The sequence below is a fragment of the Ruegeria sp. CH8 genome, assembly GCF_056536985.1.
Genome location: NZ_JBQFQR010000039.1, coordinates 13,381 through 30,395 on the forward strand (window position 1 = coordinate 13,381; position 17,015 = coordinate 30,395).

Consider the following 17,015-nt stretch of genomic DNA (forward strand, 5'->3'; position numbering starts at 1 on the left):
TTCTACTCCGGGAAATGGCTGACGATGATGAACATGACGGTTCCGATCAGCGTGACGATGAAAGAATAGGTGAAGGCCCAAAGGACAAAGGGCTGCATCAGCATGAAGACACCCAGTGCGATAAGGATGGTTGCGACCATCTCCCATGGGCCGCGGCGGAGCCGTATCAATCCGGTTAGAAAATCGCTCATTTGCGCACGGCTCCGAATGTGATCCCACGCAGCAAATGTTTGCGCATCAGGATGGTGAAAATCATGACGGGGATCAGGAAGATCGTCGCGCCAGCTGCCACAGCAGGCCAATCCAGACCGCCGATACCGATGATGGTCGGGATGAAGGGCGGTGCAGTCTGCGCGTTTGCGGATGTCAGCAGTACGGCAAACGCGTATTCATTCCAGGCGAAGATCAGGCAGAAGATCGCAGTTGATGCGATGCCCGTGGCGGCTTGCGGCAGCACCACTTTGTAGAAGGCCTGAAACCTCGTGTAGCCATCTATGAGGGCGGCCTCTTCGTACTCTCTTGGGATTTCGTCGATGAAACCTTTTAGCAACCAGACCGCCAGGGAAATATTCACGCCCGTATACAGCAGGATCATTCCCAAATGCGTGTCGCTGAGACCAAGGTTTCTGAACATCAGGAAGATTGGGATGGCGACGGCGACCGGGGGCATCATCCTTGTGCTGAGGATAAAAAATAGAAGGTCGTCCTTTAGCGGTACTTTAAACCTGCTGAAGGCATAGGCGGCCAGCGTGCCAAGGAAGATACTCAAGAACGTCGAGCCGAATCCGATGATAACCGAATTCATAAAGCGCTCACCGAATTTGGATGGTCCGACAATCACCATGTCGTATTGGCGCACGATATCATCGGCCCAGTTCTGTGGCGGGTTGGCTTCCAGAAACTCCTGCGTCTGCCGTGTGCGAGTGGTGAAGAGATTGACATAGCCTTCAAGCGTTGGGTCAAAGACAACCTTGGGTGGGTAGCTGATCGCATCGGCTGGAGACTTGAAGCCAGTCAGCAAAATCCAAACCAGTGGGATCATCGTGATCAGCGCATAAGCAATGACCAGGAAGCCTGCGATCCACTTGGACCGGTTCGAAGGTTCGGTGACGGAAAAACTGCTCATCTCTGTTTCACCTTGTTCAGAGCTTTGACGTAGATCGACGCAAGGCCGAACACGGTGACGAAAAGGATGATCGCATAGGCCGAGGCATAGCCCGTACGCCACTTTTCAAACGCCTCCCGCTTGAGATTGATTGAAGTGAGTTCCGTAACAGAACCGGGCCCTCCTCCGGTTAGCTGAACCACCAGGTCGAACATCTTGAAGTTCTCGATCCCTCTAAACAGCACGGCCAGCATCAGGAACGGCAACACCATCGGGATGGTGATCGTAAAGAACTGCCGCAGCTTGCTGGCTCGGTCGATCTCAGCCGCCTCGTAGATGTAGTCGGGAATGCTGCGCAGACCGGCCAGACAGATCAGCATCACGAAGGGGGTCCACATCCAGGTGTCGACAATAACGATCGCCCACGGGGCCAACGTGACTGATCCCAGCATTTCAAAGCTCGATGGGTCCTTGCCGGTAAACCAGGAAACGATGTAGTTGAACAGGCCGATTTGAGGTTGATACAGGAACTTCCAGAAGTTCCCAACGACTGCAGGAGACAGCATCATCGGCAGCACGATAATCGTGGTCCAAAGATCGTTGCCCTTAAATTTCTTGTTGATCAACCATGCCAGAGTAAACCCGATCAGGACCTGGAAAAAAATCGTCCAGAACAGGAAATGCGCCGTCGCCTGCATATTCAGCCATGTGTCCGAGTCTGTCAGGATACGCTCGTAATTCCTGAGCCCGACATCTTTGACTTCACGCCCGATCCGGTTGGCCTTGTAGTTGGTAAAGCTCAGTTGGATGGTCCAGATCAACGGAAAGATGTTGATCGCCAGCAATAGAAAAATCGTTGGGGAGATGAATATCCAGGCGATCGCGCGGTCGGATAACCCCCGGATTTTTCGCGCAACTCGCTGGGGCGTTGCTTGCGCAACGCGATCTACGGTCCTGTCAGACATCTCTTTGCCAGTTCTTTTGGTTTCGGACTCACGGGTGAAGGTGGAGCGGGATTGCACCCGCTCCTAGCTGCCTCCGGACTACAGCTTGCCTTCGTCTTCGAAGACTTCCGTCCAATCTTCGATCAGAAGATCAAGCGCTTCTTGAGCTGTGCCTTGGTCGGCAACCACGTAGTCGTGGATGCGCTTCTGCATTGCCAGCAGCAGTTCCGCATAGGCAGGCTCTTGCCAGAAATCCTGAACTCCAGCCATTGCTTCCAGGAAGTCACCGGCAAACGGTTGGCTGTCTACGAAACCAGGATCTTCCAGCACCGAGTTATGTGCCGAATAGCCGCCAAGTTCCCACCATTTGGCCTGAACTTCTGGTTGCGCAAACCACTTGATGTACTCAAGTGCGGCGTCCTGTTTGTCAGAGTAGCTGACAACAGAGATACCTTGTCCGCCCAGTGTTGAACCCGCCTGATTTTGTGGTGGGTTCACGAAGAAGTCGATCTTGTCACCACCGGTATTGGGATCGGCATATAGACCAGGGAAGAACGCAAACCAGTTCATAGCCATGGCGACCTGACCGGACTTAAATGCATCCAAGCTCTCACCCATGTAGGAGTTGGTATACCCCGGAGGCGTCGCCGTTTTGTAGAATTCTTTATAGAACTCCAAAGCCTCAACCGCTTCCGGTGAGTTTACGGCGCCTTCCATATCATATGAACCCGGGGTGTTTTCGTATTTGAAGCCCCATGGATACAGCGCTCCGGTCACACCCATGGTGATCCCTTCCGAGCCGCGCTCGGTAAAGATAGCTGCACCATAGACTGTCTTGCCGTCGATTTCACGACCTTGGAAGAACTGCGCGATCTGCAACAATTCTTTCTGAGATTGAGGCTCGCGCAGGTCCTGACCAGTCGCTTCTTTGTACGCAGCTTGAATTTCTGGGTCTTCGAACCAGTCCTTGCGATAGAACCAGCCATTCGCATCGCCCATCGCAGGCAGCGCGTAGTAATTTGGTGTGCCCTTAGGCCAAGTCGAATAAGCGTAGACCGTGGCCGGCGCGAAATCGTCCATGCTGATACCTTCAGCATCGAAGAAGTCGTTCAGCTGGACATAGTGACCGTTTTCGGCGCCACCGCCGATCCATTGGCTGTCACCAATCAGCAGGTCGCAGAGCTTACCCCCAGAGTTCAGTTCATTCAGCATCCGGTCTGCAAAATTTGGCCAGGGAACAAATTCGAAGTTCATCGAGTGACCGGATTCTGCTTCGAATTCTTTTGATAGCTCAACAAGCGCGTTGGCCGGGTCCCATGCAGCCCAACAGAGTGTCAGATCTTCAGCATTTGCCTTGGTAGAAAGAGTAGTAGCGGCAAGGACTATTGCGCTGGCCGAGGCCAGTTTTGTGTAAGTCATCCATTCCTCCCTTTTTTCGCCGTCAATCGAGGATGTGCGAATCGCGGCATATTTCCAAGGCTATTTGAGGTACGCACCTCAAGTCCAGATATATTTGAGGTTCGTACCTCAAGAGGCCGGAAGAAATCGCTAGCTGTGTCTCTTAGTTATTGATTCCTAGAGAAATTGTTCTTTGGACTTGATGCGCATGTATTTTCAGCAGCGAGGTATTGAATGGTCATATCGACTTAAATGGGCGCTACCGTCATGCGGCCAACAGGTTTAGCGAACCCGCTTCTGAAGCGCTCAAAGATTATTTGGTCGATACCTTTGAGAATTCGAGATAGCGTCAAACAGCGCGGACAACTCGGGACCGTGCATAGTTCTTTTTGGTCGGGTGCAAACGTATGAACAATCTCTCCATCGTCCGATTGAACCGCTACCCTATAAAAGGCTTGAGTTCCGAGCCTATGCGAACTGTGACGCTGCGAGCAGGAGAGGGCATTCCGGGCGATCGCCTGTTCGGATTTGCTCGCTACAACTCCGGTTTCGACATGCAGAACCCAATGCCACTGCCGAAAGATCGTTTTGTCGTTTTGTTGAACGAGGCTGCACTGGCAGGCATTCAAACCGGTTTTGAAATTGAGTCCCAGGCACTTGAGATCAATGCGAACGGAAAGACACGACGCTTTGACATGCGAGAGTCTGAAGATCGGGAGAAGGCGGCTGAGTTCCTTTCTTCAGAGATCGGTTTAAAAGATCCAGAGTTGCCAAAGTTTGTCTCTTCTGCTCCTCATAGGTTTACAGATGTATCTGTCGTATCACCGCAAATGATGAACGCGATATCCGTTTTGAATCTAGCCTCTGTGAAAAAATTGGGCGAACAACTGAACGCAGAAATCCACCCGGCGCGCTTCCGAGCGAATATTGAGATAGACGGTTTACCTTCGTTTGCTGAGCTGGATGCAGTTGGATCAGTTTTAAGATTTGGTGATGTTGAGTTGAAGATACTCTCACGTACGAAAAGATGTGCAGCAACTGAAGTGAACCCGAAAACGGCCGAGCGCGACTTGAAAATACCCTACCTTATTCGGAAATTGATGGGCCATATGGATATGGGAGTCTATGTCGAAGTGGTTAACGGTGGAACGCTAACGGTCGGTCAAACTGGGGAAATACTCGCCTAATCCTTGCCTCCCGCCAAAGTGGCTTTTCTAAGAAGTTTTAGCCATGTTCGGTCAGACAATTAAACTCAACTCTTGCTCGGTCTTTCTTTTGGCTATCCGGGGTATCAAAGCACGTTGCGTTCGTGCTTTCTGATCTAGATGCGACTGAAGCGCACTCCTTTGACGGAGCCTTGACAAGATTCCTGTTTCAAATAATTTTATTCATTAAAATATTTAGGCAGGTGGTGATCAATGTATCTGGGCTTAGATTTGGGAACGTCAGGTCTCCGCGGGATTCTGGTAGATGACACAGGACACGTTGTCGGTGATGCCGAAGTCAGCATTTCCACCTCGACGCCCAAGCCTGGCTGGTCGGAACAGGATCCTATGGATTGGACCAACGCATGCGAAGAGGTTGTTGGGAAGCTTCGCGTTGGCAACCAGCAAGCATTCTCAAAATTGCGAGGTATCGGCCTAAGCGGGCACATGCACGGCGCTACACTACTGGATCATGATGGCGAAGTGTTGAGGCCCTGTATTCTTTGGAACGATACTCGGTCAGCCGACGAGGCGCGGACACTAGATCAAACACCAGAGATGCGCGCGATATCGGGAAACATCGTATTCCCGGGGTTTACGGCACCGAAACTCGAATGGTTGCGTGCGAATGAGCCGGATGTGTTCTCAATAGTGGGCAAGGTGTTGCTGCCGAAAGATTATTTGCGGTTTTGGCTGACTGGCGAATATGTTTCAGACATGTCTGACAGCGCAGGAACATCCTGGCTGGACGTTGACACTCGGCAGTGGTCAGAAAAGGCACTAGAAATAGGTCACATGCGTGTCGAGCAGATGCCGCGCTTGGTTGAAGGCAGTGATCCGGGTGGGGAATTGAAGGCCCGTTTGAGACAGGATTGGGGGCTTTCGAGTCCGGTTGTCGTGGCTGGCGGTGCTGGCGACAATGCTGCCGCTGCCTGCGGTATCGGGAGCATCAACAACGGCACCGGATTTGTCTCTCTTGGTACGTCTGGCGTGTTGCTCGCTGCGCGGGAGGCCTATGCTCCTGATCCGGATACCGCCGTGCACTGTTTTTGCCACGCAGTCCCGGATCGCTGGATACAAATGGGTGTCATGCTTTCAGCAACGAACAGCATGAATTGGCTTGCTCGAAATTTGGGTGAACCTGTGGAGAAACTCGCTGCATCTTTGCCGGAAAAATTGAATGGACCTTCTGCGATCACGTTCCTGCCATATCTGTCAGGAGAACGGACACCGCATAACGATAGCCATATCCGAGGTGCGGTTTTGGGCGTAGACATCTCGTCGGAACCCGCTGAGTTGACCCAGTCCGTAATGGAGGGTGTTTCTTTTGGAATGAGAGATTGCCTTGAGGCACTTAAGAGCACCGGAACCCAGCCAAATAGTCTTATGGCAGTTGGGGGAGGTGCGCGATCTCGGTTCTGGCTTGAAACCTTGGCTACTGTTTTGCAAGTTCCACTGGACTTGCCAAAGGGTAGCGAATTCGGCGCGGCAATGGGCGCTGCGCGTCTCGCTATTTGTGCTGCGACCAACGCGGAACCGACCCGAGTTATGACGCCGCCGGAAATTCAGGAACGCATCGAACCACGTCGGGATCTGATTGACGCCTACGAAAACGAGTACGGGCGATATAGGCAGTTCTACAAGGCGCTTGCGCCGCTGGCAGTAAGATGAAGCCAGAAACGGGTAAAGCCTCCGGGATCGAAACTGCTATTCTCACCGATGGGAATATGCGTGTTTCGGTTTTGAACTATGGGGCGATCACACAGGGCTGGTGGCACAGGAACGAGCCTCTCATCCTTGGGTTTGACGATCCAAATGAGTATCTCAACGATACGCGTTACCTGGGCGCAATGGTTGGGCGTGTTGCCAACCGTATCAGTGGTGCGAAGTTCGACTTGGAGGGCGCTAGTTTTGGCCTGAACGCCAATGAAGGCAAAAACACCCTGCATGGCGGCGACGATGGGCTGTCTAAACAGTTTTGGGAACTCGAACAGATTGCACGAAACGAAGTTTTTCTGCGCTATGTTTCTCGCGACGGGGAGGGCGGCTTTCCGGGGAATATCAGGTTTGAGGTCAGAATCTGCCTACAGGGTCCACGCTTGGCCTATTCAATAACTGCACAGCCTGATCGGCCTACGCCGATAAGCATTGCGCAACATAACTACTACACTTTGGGTGCTGCAGAAGGCGTAGACGAGCATAAGCTTAAACTCGCTTCAAATTGGTATCTGGAAATCGACGATCAGGGTATTCCGTCGGGCAGAGTGCTTGCGACCAAAGAAAACGGGCTGGATTTTTCAACGCCCAATACGATCGGAAGTACTTCCGAAGGGATCGATCACTTTTTTTGCTTTGATCATGATCGCGACCCAAAAGCTCCGGTGGCGGAACTCACTTCACCCTCTGGCCTCGCGTTAACAGTCTACTCTGACCAACCCGGAGCGCAGGTTTATTCGGGCTATAAGCTGACAAAACCGCGTCGCGCTTCGCGAGGTGTGTGTATCGAGCCATCGGGTTATCCCAATGCACCGAATATCTCGTCGTTTCCCTCAATCATCTATACTCCGGAGAATCCGTATCGGCAGGAACTTATTCTAGAAGTTTCTGAGGAATGACATGAGAGCATTTTCGCTATTCTTGGCTTTTGGGTTGGTGATCTCAGTGGTGGACGGTGCGCGTGCCCAATCGCTTGGTCCTTTGCCGGAGTTCATCGAACCTGACTTTGCAAGTGTCGAGCTGGGGCGGTTGCTGTTCTATGACCCGATTTTGTCTGGCAACAAGAATATCAGCTGCGCGACCTGCCATCATCCCAGGCTTGGCACGTCCGACGGTGTTTCCCTTGGTATAGGGGAAGGGGGAATTGGGTTGGGTCCAGAGCGGAAATTGAACCCAGAGAACACCCCGGAGCAACGTATTCCTCGAAACTCACCAGGGCTTTGGAACCTCGGAGCCACTGAGTTCACGACGTTTTTCCACGATGGGCGACTAGAGGCAGACCCAACGCAACCTGATGGTATCAGAACCCCGTTGGGTACTCATATGCGGTCTGGTTTTAATTCGACGCTGGCCGCACAGGCTATGTTCCCGGTTTTGTCGCCAGACGAAATGGCGGGTCATTACTCCGAGAATGACGTGAGCAAAGCGGTTCGCCTCGGGTTTCTGACACAGCAAGGCGGTGCCTGGGATCTGATTGCAGAACGTGTTGCGGCCATTCCAGAGTATGAGCAGAGGTTTGAAGATTTAGCGCCGGATGATGGAGTTACGTTCACGGCAATTGCCAACGTAATCGCGGACTTTATCGCGTTCGAGTGGCGCGCGGATAACAGCCCGTTCGATCGTGCGATGCGAGGTGAGGCTGAGCTGTCAGAAGAGGCCGAGATTGGTATGGGCCTGTTCTATGGAAAAGCCGGATGCAGCAATTGCCACTCGGGCTGGTTCCAGACCGATCACAAGTTTCATTCGATCGCACTGCCGCAGATCGGCCCGGGAAAGGCGGCGCGATTTGAAAACCATGTCAGGGACGACGGGCGTCTTCGCGTGACCGGTGATCCCGACGACGCGTTTGTTTTCCGCACGCCATCTTTGCGCAACGTGACGCTGACAGCTCCGTACGGACACAACGGAGCTTTTGCCGAACTTGAGGACGTCGTACGGCATCATTTGGACGCGGTTTCGTCGTTAAAAAACTACTCGCTCGAGTTGGCCGCATTGCCGGACTTCCCGGGCTCCAAAGATCAAAGGGCAATGTTGGACAATCAGCACGTGGAGGCGATTGCCCAAAGCAACAGCTTGTCGAATGTTAAGCTAGCGGATCAGGAAATCGACGCTCTTCTCAGATTTCTGGCAAGCCTTGAAGACCGGGCAGAGCGGCTAGGTGTGCCCGACCAAGTTCCAAGCGGGTTGCCGGTTGAAAAGTAATCAGCGGTGAAGACGTATGATTTGGTTGGGCTGATAGTCCAGCCACTCGCCTTTCGACCCGTCCGGCCAGATCACACGAACCTGCACCTGGTCCTCACTCCCAAGCCCAAAATGCTGAAACCCAGCGATACCACCAGCGTGACCGCCGCCGATTGTTAGCTCGCGGGTTTGAATGCCTTGCGAGGTTTTGACTTCAATAAATCCACCAATTGCTGCGTGATTGGATTGATCCTGAGTGACATCCAGAAACAACCAGTTGCCACCCTGAGAAGTGTTCTGACTGACTTCGAGCTCAGAACCTCGGTTGACGACCACCAGATCCAGCTTGCCATCGTTGTTAAGGTCAACAAGCGCCGCGCCACGAGACTTAGCCATCGAGGCAGCACCGGCATCTGTTGCAGCTTCAATAAACTGACCGTCGGAGTTCTGTAGTAGTAGGTTATTGGGGTCGTTCAGAGCCGCATCGGGCATCTGTTCTACGTTTCCCTTGGCCACGAATATATCGTCCCGGCCGTCGTTGTTGACGTCGCCAAACTGTGCGTGCCACCCGGTGGATGGCCTTCCGTCTCCACCGATATGCGGTCTATGAGCGGTCGTACCCTTTTCGTAAGTTGCATCGCGCCAGGTCGGGCCGTTTGTCACTGGGTCAAATACCTGAAGTTTCTGATCACCCATCGAGGTCAGATAAACTTCGGGAAAACCGTCTCCTGTAAGGTCCCGAGAGGCGATCCCCATTCCCCAGATCGAAAATGGAAGCCAGCCTTCGTCTTCCGAGTATTGCCGAGGCTCAGCCTCCATCGCCCATAACTGCTCGTGACCGCCGCGAACATAGTAATGACGGTCGTTGCTGACGCGAAGATCAGCGCGGCCAGTTCGGGCCCAGTCCGAAAACAAAATAGAAAGCGAGCAGTAGCCGGGCTCAAGATGCAGTGGCTCGTCATACGAGCCACCTTTCGGGCGGTACAAAAGGGTAGGCCCGCAAGACTCAAAAGGACCTTCAGGATCAAACCGATCTACATAGGTGCCAAACGCCAATGTCGGTAAGCTTTGCCCGCTTTCCCATGTTGCCGAGAAACCTGTGGTCCAGTGATCCTCCGTTTGAAAACCGAGTGTATCGAAAGGGCTGAATTGGCAGTCGGGATGGCCCCGCAGAAGAAGGTCTGGGCCAACACGCAAAATCGCCAGATCCATTACGCCGTCGCTATCAACGTCGAGAGGGTAAGCGCCGGTCACACCGGCCAGCGAAAGATCCTCAGACGTCTCTGCCTGAAATGATATCTGTTCCTTCGAGGTATTGATGAACAATTGAGACTGGTTGGATCCGCCAGCCGCAAAGAGTTCCGGCAGCGAGTCCCCATTGCAATCGAAAACGGCCACACCACCGCCGACAAAATGTTCCCACCCGCCATCATAGACGTGTTTTGGCACTTCAACGTTTATAAACTCAGGAGCATCAGCGCCCGCATTCGCAACTGTGGCCAAAGTCGCAAATATCGCAATCTCAAGACGCATTCGCCGTAAGTTCCTTAACCTTGAGGATCGAAATCTGTTCGATCCCGTATGCTGCTGCCCCTTTTGCCCACATCATGTCGCCCCAGTGATGAACTTTGATCTGGGGCAAAGGTGCATCGACATTCACAACGCCGTTCCGAATGCGGGTCATCACTTCGCTGGAACACAAATGTTCAAAGCTCATTTGTGTCCCCGAGACGATAATGCACTCTGGGTCATACAAGTTGATCAGGTTGGAAATCCCGAGGCCAAACATCTGACCTGCGCGGGCAAGCACCGATGAAGCTCTGTGGTCACCTGAGTTGGCGCGGTCATGTATGTCGGAAACGGATTCCATGTCGTTGGTATGACCGGTGACCGTCATCTCGCGGATCAAAGCATAGTCGCCCACATAGGCTTCAAGACATCCGCGTTGACCGCATTGGCACAAAGCCCCGTCAAGTTGAACTTTGGTGTGCCCAAACTCAGCGCCGCAGCCTCGTTCTCCACGGTATAGTTTGCCGTCCAATACGATGCCAAGGCCAACACCGTGTTCGATCGTAACAACGAGGAAGTTCTTTAAACCCTTGCCCAAGCCAAAAAGCTGTTCGGCCTTGGCGACAAGATTGGCGTCGTTGTCAACGAATGCAGGGCAGGGCAGCTCATTTGAAAGCAAGTGGCTGAAATCAATGTTTCTCTCAGTAATCGAAGAAGACCAGTGGACAAAATTTTTGTTTGCATCGACCAGTCCAGCCACCCCGATAGAAACACCTGCCAAATGAGCGGCAGAACGATCGATTTGACTGCAGGTTTCTTCAAGAGCTTCACGGATCGCCGATACAAATTCTTGCGGCGACATTCTGGCGTGATCCAGACCATATTTATGGGATGCGACTTCGTTACCTTCAAAGTCGACCAAGATAACTGAGATTACTTGCCGAGCCACCTTGAGGCCGGCCACAAGGTGCATCTGGCCGTCCAATTGCAACAATACTCTGGGTCTGCCTCTCTTCCCCGACTTTGACTTTGCTTGGCTTTCAGTCTCTTTGACCAGCCCGGCCGAGATGAGATCAGCCGTGGCGGCGGTGACAGTCGCAGGGCTGGTTTGCAAGGCGGATGCAATATCGATCCGCGAGACGGACCCCTTGGCTCTGATGTGCTCCAATACCCGTAAACGGGTCGTATTTCTTTGTTCCAAAGAAACCGGAGAGGCTTTGCTTTTCAGCATCTTGTCCTCGCGAATCTTGCTGTTGGTCCAATCTATTTGAATTTGACTGCCTCTTGTAGAGTAAATATTTTACCGACTGAAATAAATATGGTATTCAAATTTGTGAGAGCCGCGAATCGAAATGCGATGGCTCGGCAAATGGGAGGAAATCATGAAGAGAATTCTCAGCTTTTCGGCTGTCGCTACTTTGTTGGCTTCGACCGCATTCGCAGAGCCAGTGGTCGGCGTAAGCTGGTCGAACTTTCAGGAAGAGCGTTGGAAAACAGATGAGGCAGCCATCAAATCCGCGCTTGAAGCAGGCGGTGCCGAGTACATTTCGGCAGACGCGCAGTCTTCTTCCGCAAAGCAGCTATCGGACATTGAAAGCCTGATAGCCCAAGGCGTGGACGCGCTTATCATTCTGGCGCAGGACGCGCAGGCCATCGGGCCAGCGGTTCAGGCCGCGGCGGATGAAGGTATCCCTGTGATTGCCTATGACCGCCTGATTGAGGACGACCGTGCGTTCTATCTGACCTTCGACAACGTGGAAGTTGGCAGAATGCAGGCCCGGGCTGTTTTTGAGGCCATGCCTAAAGGTAATTACGTGATGATCAAAGGCTCTCCTACTGATCCGAACGCTGATTTTCTGCGGGGTGGTCAGCAAGAGATCATCGGAGCAGCCGTCGACAGCGGTGACATCGTAATCGTTGGTGAAGCCTATACGGATGGTTGGTTGCCCGCGAACGCGCAGCGGAACATGGAACAAATCCTGACTGCAAATGAAAACAACGTGGATGCAGTCGTTGCCTCGAATGACGGTACTGCAGGCGGTGTTGTTGCTGCGTTGACCGCACAGGGCATGGAAGGCATTCCGGTTTCCGGTCAGGATGGCGACCACGCTGCGTTGAACCGTGTTGCGCTGGGAACGCAGACAGTTTCGGTTTGGAAGGATGCTCGCGAACTTGGAAAGGCCGCTGGCGAAATCGCTGTTGCGTTGAGCGGTGGGACAAGCCCTGCTGATGTCGAAGGCGCAGTGAGCTGGACGTCACCGGGTGGCACCGAGATGAACTCGGTTTTCCTCGCGCCTGTTCCAATCACTAAGGACAACTTGTCCGTGGTTGTTGATGCCGGATGGATCCCGCTGGAAGATCTTTGCCAAGGCGTTGAAAACGGACCTGCCCCTTGTAACTAAACCACTCAGCCCTGGGCCTCTTAGTCTGGGCCTGGGGCAAATGCTGAATATGAAAGATCGGAAATGACCGAAACTTCGTCTCAGCCGGTACCTGAAAAAGCAAAACCCAACCTGTTCCAGCAACTGGAACTGGATATGCGGCTTTTGGGAATGATCGGCGCGTTTGTCATCCTGTGCATCGGATTCAACATCTTCACAGATGGAAGGTTCCTGACGCCGCGCAATCTATTCAACCTGTCCATCCAGACAGTTTCGGTTGCCATCATGGCATGTGGGATGGTGTTCATTATCGTCACGCGGCACATCGACTTGTCGGTTGGCGCACTATTGGCAACAACCTCGGCTGTGATGGCAATGACGCAAACCGAGCTTTTGCCGCAGGTACTTGGGATGGGTTTGAACAATCCTGCAACCTGGGCGATCACCATTGTCGTCGGGCTGTTTGTCGGCACGCTGATTGGTGCATTTCACGGCTGGATGGTCGGTTATCTTACGATACCAGCCTTCATCGTCACCCTTGGTGGATTTTTGGTTTGGCGAAACGTGGCGTGGTATTTGACCAGCGGCCAGACGATTGGTCCTCTGGATAGTACATTCCTGATGTTTGGCGGGACTAACGGTACGTTGGGAACGACGACAAGCTGGCTGTTTGGGCTTTTCGCTACTGCGGTTGCCATCTGGGCTTTGTGGAGTGGCCGACGCGCAAAAGCGGCACATGGCTTCCGTGTGAAACCTGTTTGGGCCGAGGCCACTCTGGCCGGGATAATCGCAATTGCCATCCTTGGGTACGTTTACATCGTAAACAGTTACGCCATTCCGACGCGCCGGCTGCAACGCATGTTCGAAGCGCGCGGAGAGACAATGCCAGAGGGGCTGGTCGTCGGATACGGCATACCGATTTCTGTACTCATCCTAACCATCGTGGCCGTCACGCTGACAATTGTGGCGCGGAAAACCAAGTTCGGCCGATACATCTTTGCTACTGGCGGCAACCCGGATGCGGCAGAGCTTTCGGGCATCAACACTCGGCTTCTGACCGTGAAAATCTTTGCTTTGATGGGTTTCTTGTGCGCCGTGTCCGCGGTGGTCGCCTCGGCCCGCTTGGCAAACCATTCGAACGACATTGGTACGCTCGACGAACTTCGGGTCATAGCCGCTGCAGTGATCGGAGGAACCGCATTGTCGGGCGGCATCGGCACCATCTATGGCGCGATCCTCGGTGCATTGATCATGCAGGCGCTGCAATCGGGCATGGCAATGGTTGGCGTTGACGCGCCGTTTCAGAACATCGTCGTCGGCAGCGTCCTTGTGTTGGCCGTCTATATCGACATCGTTTACCGCAAGCGACTGGGGGCCAAGTGATGCAAGCTCAGGATACTCAGAAAAAACCTTCCGGTACTGGGCGCGGTTCAGGCGCGCCGCCATTGGTCGAGATGCGCGATATTTCGATTTCCTTCGGTGGGATCAAGGCCGTCGATCATGTGTCGGTCGATCTCTATCCGGGCGAAGTCGTTGGTCTGCTTGGCCACAACGGGGCCGGAAAGTCCACGTTGATCAAGGTATTGTCCGGCGCCTATCAGATGGACCACGGCGAGGTCCTGATCGATGGCAAGTCGGTCGAGATTGGCAATCCCCGCGACGCCCGGGCGAATAACATCGAAACGATATATCAGACCCTCGCCTTGGCCGACAATCTGGACGCGACATCGAATCTGTTCCTGGGGCGCGAGATGACAACGCCTTTTGGTTTGGTCAACGACGCAGCCATGGAGGCCGAGTGCCGAAAGATCATGGCGCAGCTCAACCCGAACTTTCAGAAGTTCAATGACCCGGTCTCCGCCTTGTCGGGTGGTCAAAGACAATCAGTGGCGATCGCTCGGGCTGTCTATTTCAACGCACGTATTCTGATCATGGATGAGCCGACAGCAGCGCTCGGGCCGCATGAAACGCAGATGGTGGCGGATCTGATCCACCAGCTAAAGGCGCAAGGCATCGGGATATTCCTGATCGATCACGATGTGCATGCCGTCATGGAACTGTGTGACCGGGCCTCGGTCATGAAGAATGGGAAACTGGTTGGTACGGTCGATATCGCAGATGTCACTGACGACGATCTTTTGTCGATGATTATTCTCGGCAAGCAGCCAGCGCAAAAAGCAGAGTAGGGGGCAGAAATGCCAAGTGGATTTTTTGAAGGGATCGAGAAGGTCCAGTTTGAAGGCGTGGATAGCAAGAACCCGTTGGCCTTTCGTCACTACGACCCGGATGAAATCATCATGGGCAAGCGTATGGAGGACCATCTGCGATTTGCGGTTGCCTGGTGGCACTCATTCGCTTGGGAAGGCGGTGATCCATTCGGTGGGCCGACATTCGAACGCCCGTGGTATCCACAGAACGACATGGGCCGAGCTCGCCTAAAGGCGGACATTGCTTTCGAATTGTTTGAGCTTCTGGGCCAGCCATTCTTCTGCTGGCATGACGCTGACATCCGGCCAGAGCAGGGTGATTTTTCTGAAAACCTGAGAACTCTGGAAGAAATCACTGATTACATCGGCGAAAAGATGCAGGCGTCTGGAACCAAGTTGCTTTGGGGTACGGCCAATATGTTCAGTCATCGTCGCTGGATGTCTGGCGCCAGTACCAATCCTGATCCCGACGTTTTTGCATTTGCTGCCGCGACAGTAAAATCCTGCATGGATGCAACCCACAAGCTAGGCGGCGAAAACTATGTTCTGTGGGGTGGTCGTGAGGGCTACGAAACCCTTCTGAACACGGACCTGAAAACTGAATTGGACCACATGGGCCGTTTTTTGAACATGGTCGTAGAGTACAAACACAAGATCGGGTTCAAAGGCACCATTCTTGTGGAGCCGAAACCTCAAGAGCCTTCCAAGCACCAATACGACTATGACGCAGCTACGTGCATCGGTTTTCTCCGGAAGTACGGGTTAGAGAACGAGGTGAAGCTAAATCTTGAGCAGGGCCACGCGATCCTTGCCGGGCATAGCTTTGAGCATGAAATTGCAGTTGCGGCTTCTGAAGGGATGCTGGGCTCGATTGATATGAACCGCAACGACTACCAATCCGGATGGGATACAGACCAGTTTCCGAACAATACACCGGAAGTCGCCCTAGCTTACTATTACATCCTGAAAGCTGGTGGTTTTACCACCGGCGGCACAAATTTCGACGCCAAAATTCGCCGGCAATCGATTGACCCTGTCGATCTGGTGGCGGCTCATATCGGCGGAATGGACATATGCGCACGCGGTTTGAAAGCAGCGGCTGCAATGATTGAAGATGGCGGTTTGGAAAACGCGCTTTCGCAACGGTATTCTGGTTGGAAGTCTCCAAAAGCAGCGTCCATGTTAGCCAGTAGTCTGGATGAAATTTCCGCGCGCGTTTTAAATGAAGGAATAAACCCAGAGCCGCAATCTGGACGCCAGGAAATAATAGAGAATTATGTGAACAGATTTGTTTAACTGCCAAACTTGGATGTTCTCCGCTGTTGTGAAAAGTCACGCCAAGCCTTCCTTGGTGCTGAGGACGCGAATGGAGGTTTTGTTCATAACCCGTCCCTACAGACAAAACCTTTCGTTATTCAGGTCAAACGGCCGCATTTCGTTTTGGGTCACAAATGCTTGACGGTCTTGTCAGATTAACTTTGCTTGAGCAGGGCAGGGCGGTTGCGTAGCTTTTGCCCATGCCCAGACCTGCCTCTTTCAAATACTTTAAAACCAGCCCCGAGATTATCCGCCTTGTGGTGATGCTTTACATCCGATTCCCGCTCTCGCTTCGGAATGTTGAAGACCTTCTGCACGAACGGGGGATCGACGTGAGCCACGAGACTGTCCGATATTGGTGGAACAGGTTTAGCCCGATGTTTGCTGCTGAGATAAGACGGAAGCGTGTTCAATAACTGCGTGCGTTCTCCAAATGGCAGTGGCACGTGGACGAGGTTTTTGTGAAGGTGAATGGCAGGCGGCACTGCCTCTGGCGGGCCGTTGATCATGAATGCGAGGTGTTGGAAGCGGTTGTTGTCTGACTTCAGCACCGATGGGACAGTTTAAGTCGATTTGATAAGAGAGGGTTTCTGGCTCATCGTAACCGCCAAGGAGTGGAGATGAGAAAGAAAGCCGGAACCAGGCAGAGCCACGGTGATAAGATCGTAAAGGACATTCACCGTGCGACCCGCAAACAGTACTCTGCAGAAGAGAAGATCAGGATCGTGCTGGATGGCCTAAAAGGCGAGGACAGCATTGCAGAGCTGTGCCGTCGTGAGGGCATCGCGCAGAGCCTTTACTACAGCTGGTCCAAGGAATTCCTGGAAGCCGGCAAGAAACGTCTGGCATGCGACACGGCCCGCGCGGCAACTTCCACCGAAGTGAAGGATCTGAGACGGGAAGCCCGTGATCTGAAGGAGGTGGTTGCCGAACAGGCTCTTGAACTGCGGTTGCTCATAAATTGTCAACGGCGGTGAGAAAGTCTGCCATTGGGCGGAGCAAAAGTCGTCCACTGTTTGGGTGACCGGCGCCTTGGCAAACGCGCTCCCAAA

14 protein-coding genes and 2 pseudogenes are annotated in these 17,015 nt (G+C 53.2%); 10 read left to right on the forward strand and 6 right to left on the reverse strand.

What is annotated here, in order from left to right:
- Positions 1–2: 2 nt before the first annotated feature.
- From ACR0ER_RS23890 to ACR0ER_RS23905, 4 genes are all read right to left on the reverse strand, one after another.
- Positions 3–191 carry a hypothetical protein gene (locus ACR0ER_RS23890; protein WP_170385403.1) on the reverse strand — a complete coding sequence of 63 codons (189 nt, stop codon included), beginning with the start codon at positions 189–191 and terminating at the stop codon, positions 3–5.
- On the reverse strand, positions 188–1,126 hold the full coding sequence (locus ACR0ER_RS23895; protein ID WP_480771031.1) for a carbohydrate ABC transporter permease: 939 nt from the start codon (positions 1,124–1,126) through the stop codon (positions 188–190). The genes ACR0ER_RS23890 and ACR0ER_RS23895 overlap by 4 nt, the downstream gene beginning before the upstream one ends.
- The gene (locus ACR0ER_RS23900; protein ID WP_170336527.1) at positions 1,123–2,070 is read right to left on the reverse strand and encodes a carbohydrate ABC transporter permease; all 948 of its coding nucleotides are present in this window, start codon (positions 2,068–2,070) and stop codon (positions 1,123–1,125) included. Before ACR0ER_RS23900 ends, ACR0ER_RS23895 begins: the two co-directional genes overlap by 4 nt.
- Before the next feature lie 78 nt (positions 2,071–2,148).
- On the reverse strand, positions 2,149–3,468 hold the full coding sequence (locus ACR0ER_RS23905; RefSeq protein WP_480771032.1) for an ABC transporter substrate-binding protein: 1,320 nt from the start codon (positions 3,466–3,468) through the stop codon (positions 2,149–2,151).
- 386 nt (positions 3,469–3,854) lie between these two features.
- On the opposite strand from ACR0ER_RS23905, the gene ACR0ER_RS23910 reads away from it, so the two are divergent.
- From ACR0ER_RS23910 to ACR0ER_RS23925, 4 genes are all read left to right on the forward strand, one after another.
- On the forward strand, positions 3,855–4,634 hold the full coding sequence (locus tag ACR0ER_RS23910; protein ID WP_480771033.1) for an MOSC domain-containing protein: 780 nt from the start codon (positions 3,855–3,857) through the stop codon (positions 4,632–4,634).
- A 231-nt stretch (positions 4,635–4,865) separates the two neighbouring features.
- Positions 4,866–6,323 carry a xylulokinase gene (gene xylB, locus ACR0ER_RS23915; RefSeq protein ID WP_480771034.1) on the forward strand — a complete coding sequence of 486 codons (1,458 nt, stop codon included), beginning with the start codon at positions 4,866–4,868 and terminating at the stop codon, positions 6,321–6,323.
- Positions 6,320–7,267 (forward strand): aldose epimerase family protein, encoded by a 948-nt coding sequence (locus ACR0ER_RS23920; RefSeq protein WP_480771035.1) that lies wholly within the window; start codon positions 6,320–6,322, stop codon positions 7,265–7,267. Before xylB ends, ACR0ER_RS23920 begins: the two co-directional genes overlap by 4 nt.
- A gap of 1 nt (position 7,268) precedes the next feature.
- Positions 7,269–8,570, forward strand: a complete 1,302-nt coding sequence (locus tag ACR0ER_RS23925; RefSeq protein ID WP_480771036.1) for a cytochrome-c peroxidase — start codon at positions 7,269–7,271, stop codon at positions 8,568–8,570.
- On the opposite strand, the gene ACR0ER_RS23930 is transcribed toward ACR0ER_RS23925, so the two are convergent.
- Positions 8,571–10,082 (reverse strand): CRTAC1 family protein, encoded by a 1,512-nt coding sequence (locus ACR0ER_RS23930; RefSeq protein ID WP_480771037.1) that lies wholly within the window; start codon positions 10,080–10,082, stop codon positions 8,571–8,573.
- The gene (locus ACR0ER_RS23935; protein WP_480771038.1) at positions 10,072–11,289 is read right to left on the reverse strand and encodes an ROK family protein; all 1,218 of its coding nucleotides are present in this window, start codon (positions 11,287–11,289) and stop codon (positions 10,072–10,074) included. The genes ACR0ER_RS23930 and ACR0ER_RS23935 overlap by 11 nt, the downstream gene beginning before the upstream one ends.
- A 151-nt stretch (positions 11,290–11,440) precedes the next feature.
- Here ACR0ER_RS23935 and xylF point away from each other — a divergent pair, with 151 nt between their 5' ends.
- The 6 genes and pseudogenes from xylF to ACR0ER_RS23965 all read left to right on the forward strand — a co-directional run.
- Positions 11,441–12,460: a D-xylose ABC transporter substrate-binding protein gene (gene xylF / locus ACR0ER_RS23940; RefSeq protein WP_155150139.1), complete on the forward strand. Its 1,020-nt coding sequence runs from the start codon at positions 11,441–11,443 to the stop codon at positions 12,458–12,460.
- A gap of 63 nt (positions 12,461–12,523) precedes the next feature.
- Complete coding sequence (locus ACR0ER_RS23945; protein ID WP_480771039.1) at positions 12,524–13,822, forward strand: sugar ABC transporter permease; 1,299 nt, start codon at positions 12,524–12,526, stop codon at positions 13,820–13,822.
- Positions 13,822–14,625 (forward strand): ATP-binding cassette domain-containing protein, encoded by an 804-nt coding sequence (locus ACR0ER_RS23950; RefSeq protein WP_480771040.1) that lies wholly within the window; start codon positions 13,822–13,824, stop codon positions 14,623–14,625. Before ACR0ER_RS23945 ends, ACR0ER_RS23950 begins: the two co-directional genes overlap by 1 nt.
- 9 nt (positions 14,626–14,634) lie before the next feature.
- Entirely contained in the window at positions 14,635–15,942 is a 1,308-nt protein-coding gene (gene xylA, locus ACR0ER_RS23955; protein WP_480771041.1) for a xylose isomerase, read from the forward strand.
- Positions 15,943–16,163: 221 nt separating this feature from the next.
- Positions 16,164–16,499, forward strand: a pseudogene (locus tag ACR0ER_RS23960) (IS6 family transposase); the annotation flags it as partial.
- An 84-nt stretch (positions 16,500–16,583) separates the two neighbouring features.
- A pseudogene (locus ACR0ER_RS23965) lies at positions 16,584–16,919 on the forward strand (transposase); the annotation flags it as partial.
- Between the last annotated feature and the right edge of the window lie 96 nt (positions 16,920–17,015).

Coding starts and splice junctions, on each gene's coding strand:
- ACR0ER_RS23890 (WP_170385403.1), bottom strand. CDS start 191: ATGAGCGATTTTCTAACCGGATTGATACGGCTCCGCCGCGGCCCATGG.
- ACR0ER_RS23895 (WP_480771031.1), bottom strand. CDS start 1,126: ATGAGCAGTTTTTCCGTCACCGAACCTTCGAACCGGTCCAAGTGGATC.
- ACR0ER_RS23900 (WP_170336527.1), bottom strand. CDS start 2,070: ATGTCTGACAGGACCGTAGATCGCGTTGCGCAAGCAACGCCCCAGCGA.
- ACR0ER_RS23905 (WP_480771032.1), bottom strand. CDS start 3,468: ATGACTTACACAAAACTGGCCTCGGCCAGCGCAATAGTCCTTGCCGCT.
- ACR0ER_RS23910 (WP_480771033.1), top strand. CDS start 3,855: ATGAACAATCTCTCCATCGTCCGATTGAACCGCTACCCTATAAAAGGC.
- xylB (WP_480771034.1), top strand. CDS start 4,866: ATGTATCTGGGCTTAGATTTGGGAACGTCAGGTCTCCGCGGGATTCTG.
- ACR0ER_RS23920 (WP_480771035.1), top strand. CDS start 6,320: ATGAAGCCAGAAACGGGTAAAGCCTCCGGGATCGAAACTGCTATTCTC.
- ACR0ER_RS23925 (WP_480771036.1), top strand. CDS start 7,269: ATGAGAGCATTTTCGCTATTCTTGGCTTTTGGGTTGGTGATCTCAGTG.
- ACR0ER_RS23930 (WP_480771037.1), bottom strand. CDS start 10,082: ATGCGTCTTGAGATTGCGATATTTGCGACTTTGGCCACAGTTGCGAAT.
- ACR0ER_RS23935 (WP_480771038.1), bottom strand. CDS start 11,289: ATGCTGAAAAGCAAAGCCTCTCCGGTTTCTTTGGAACAAAGAAATACG.
- xylF (WP_155150139.1), top strand. CDS start 11,441: ATGAAGAGAATTCTCAGCTTTTCGGCTGTCGCTACTTTGTTGGCTTCG.
- ACR0ER_RS23945 (WP_480771039.1), top strand. CDS start 12,524: ATGACCGAAACTTCGTCTCAGCCGGTACCTGAAAAAGCAAAACCCAAC.
- ACR0ER_RS23950 (WP_480771040.1), top strand. CDS start 13,822: ATGCAAGCTCAGGATACTCAGAAAAAACCTTCCGGTACTGGGCGCGGT.
- xylA (WP_480771041.1), top strand. CDS start 14,635: ATGCCAAGTGGATTTTTTGAAGGGATCGAGAAGGTCCAGTTTGAAGGC.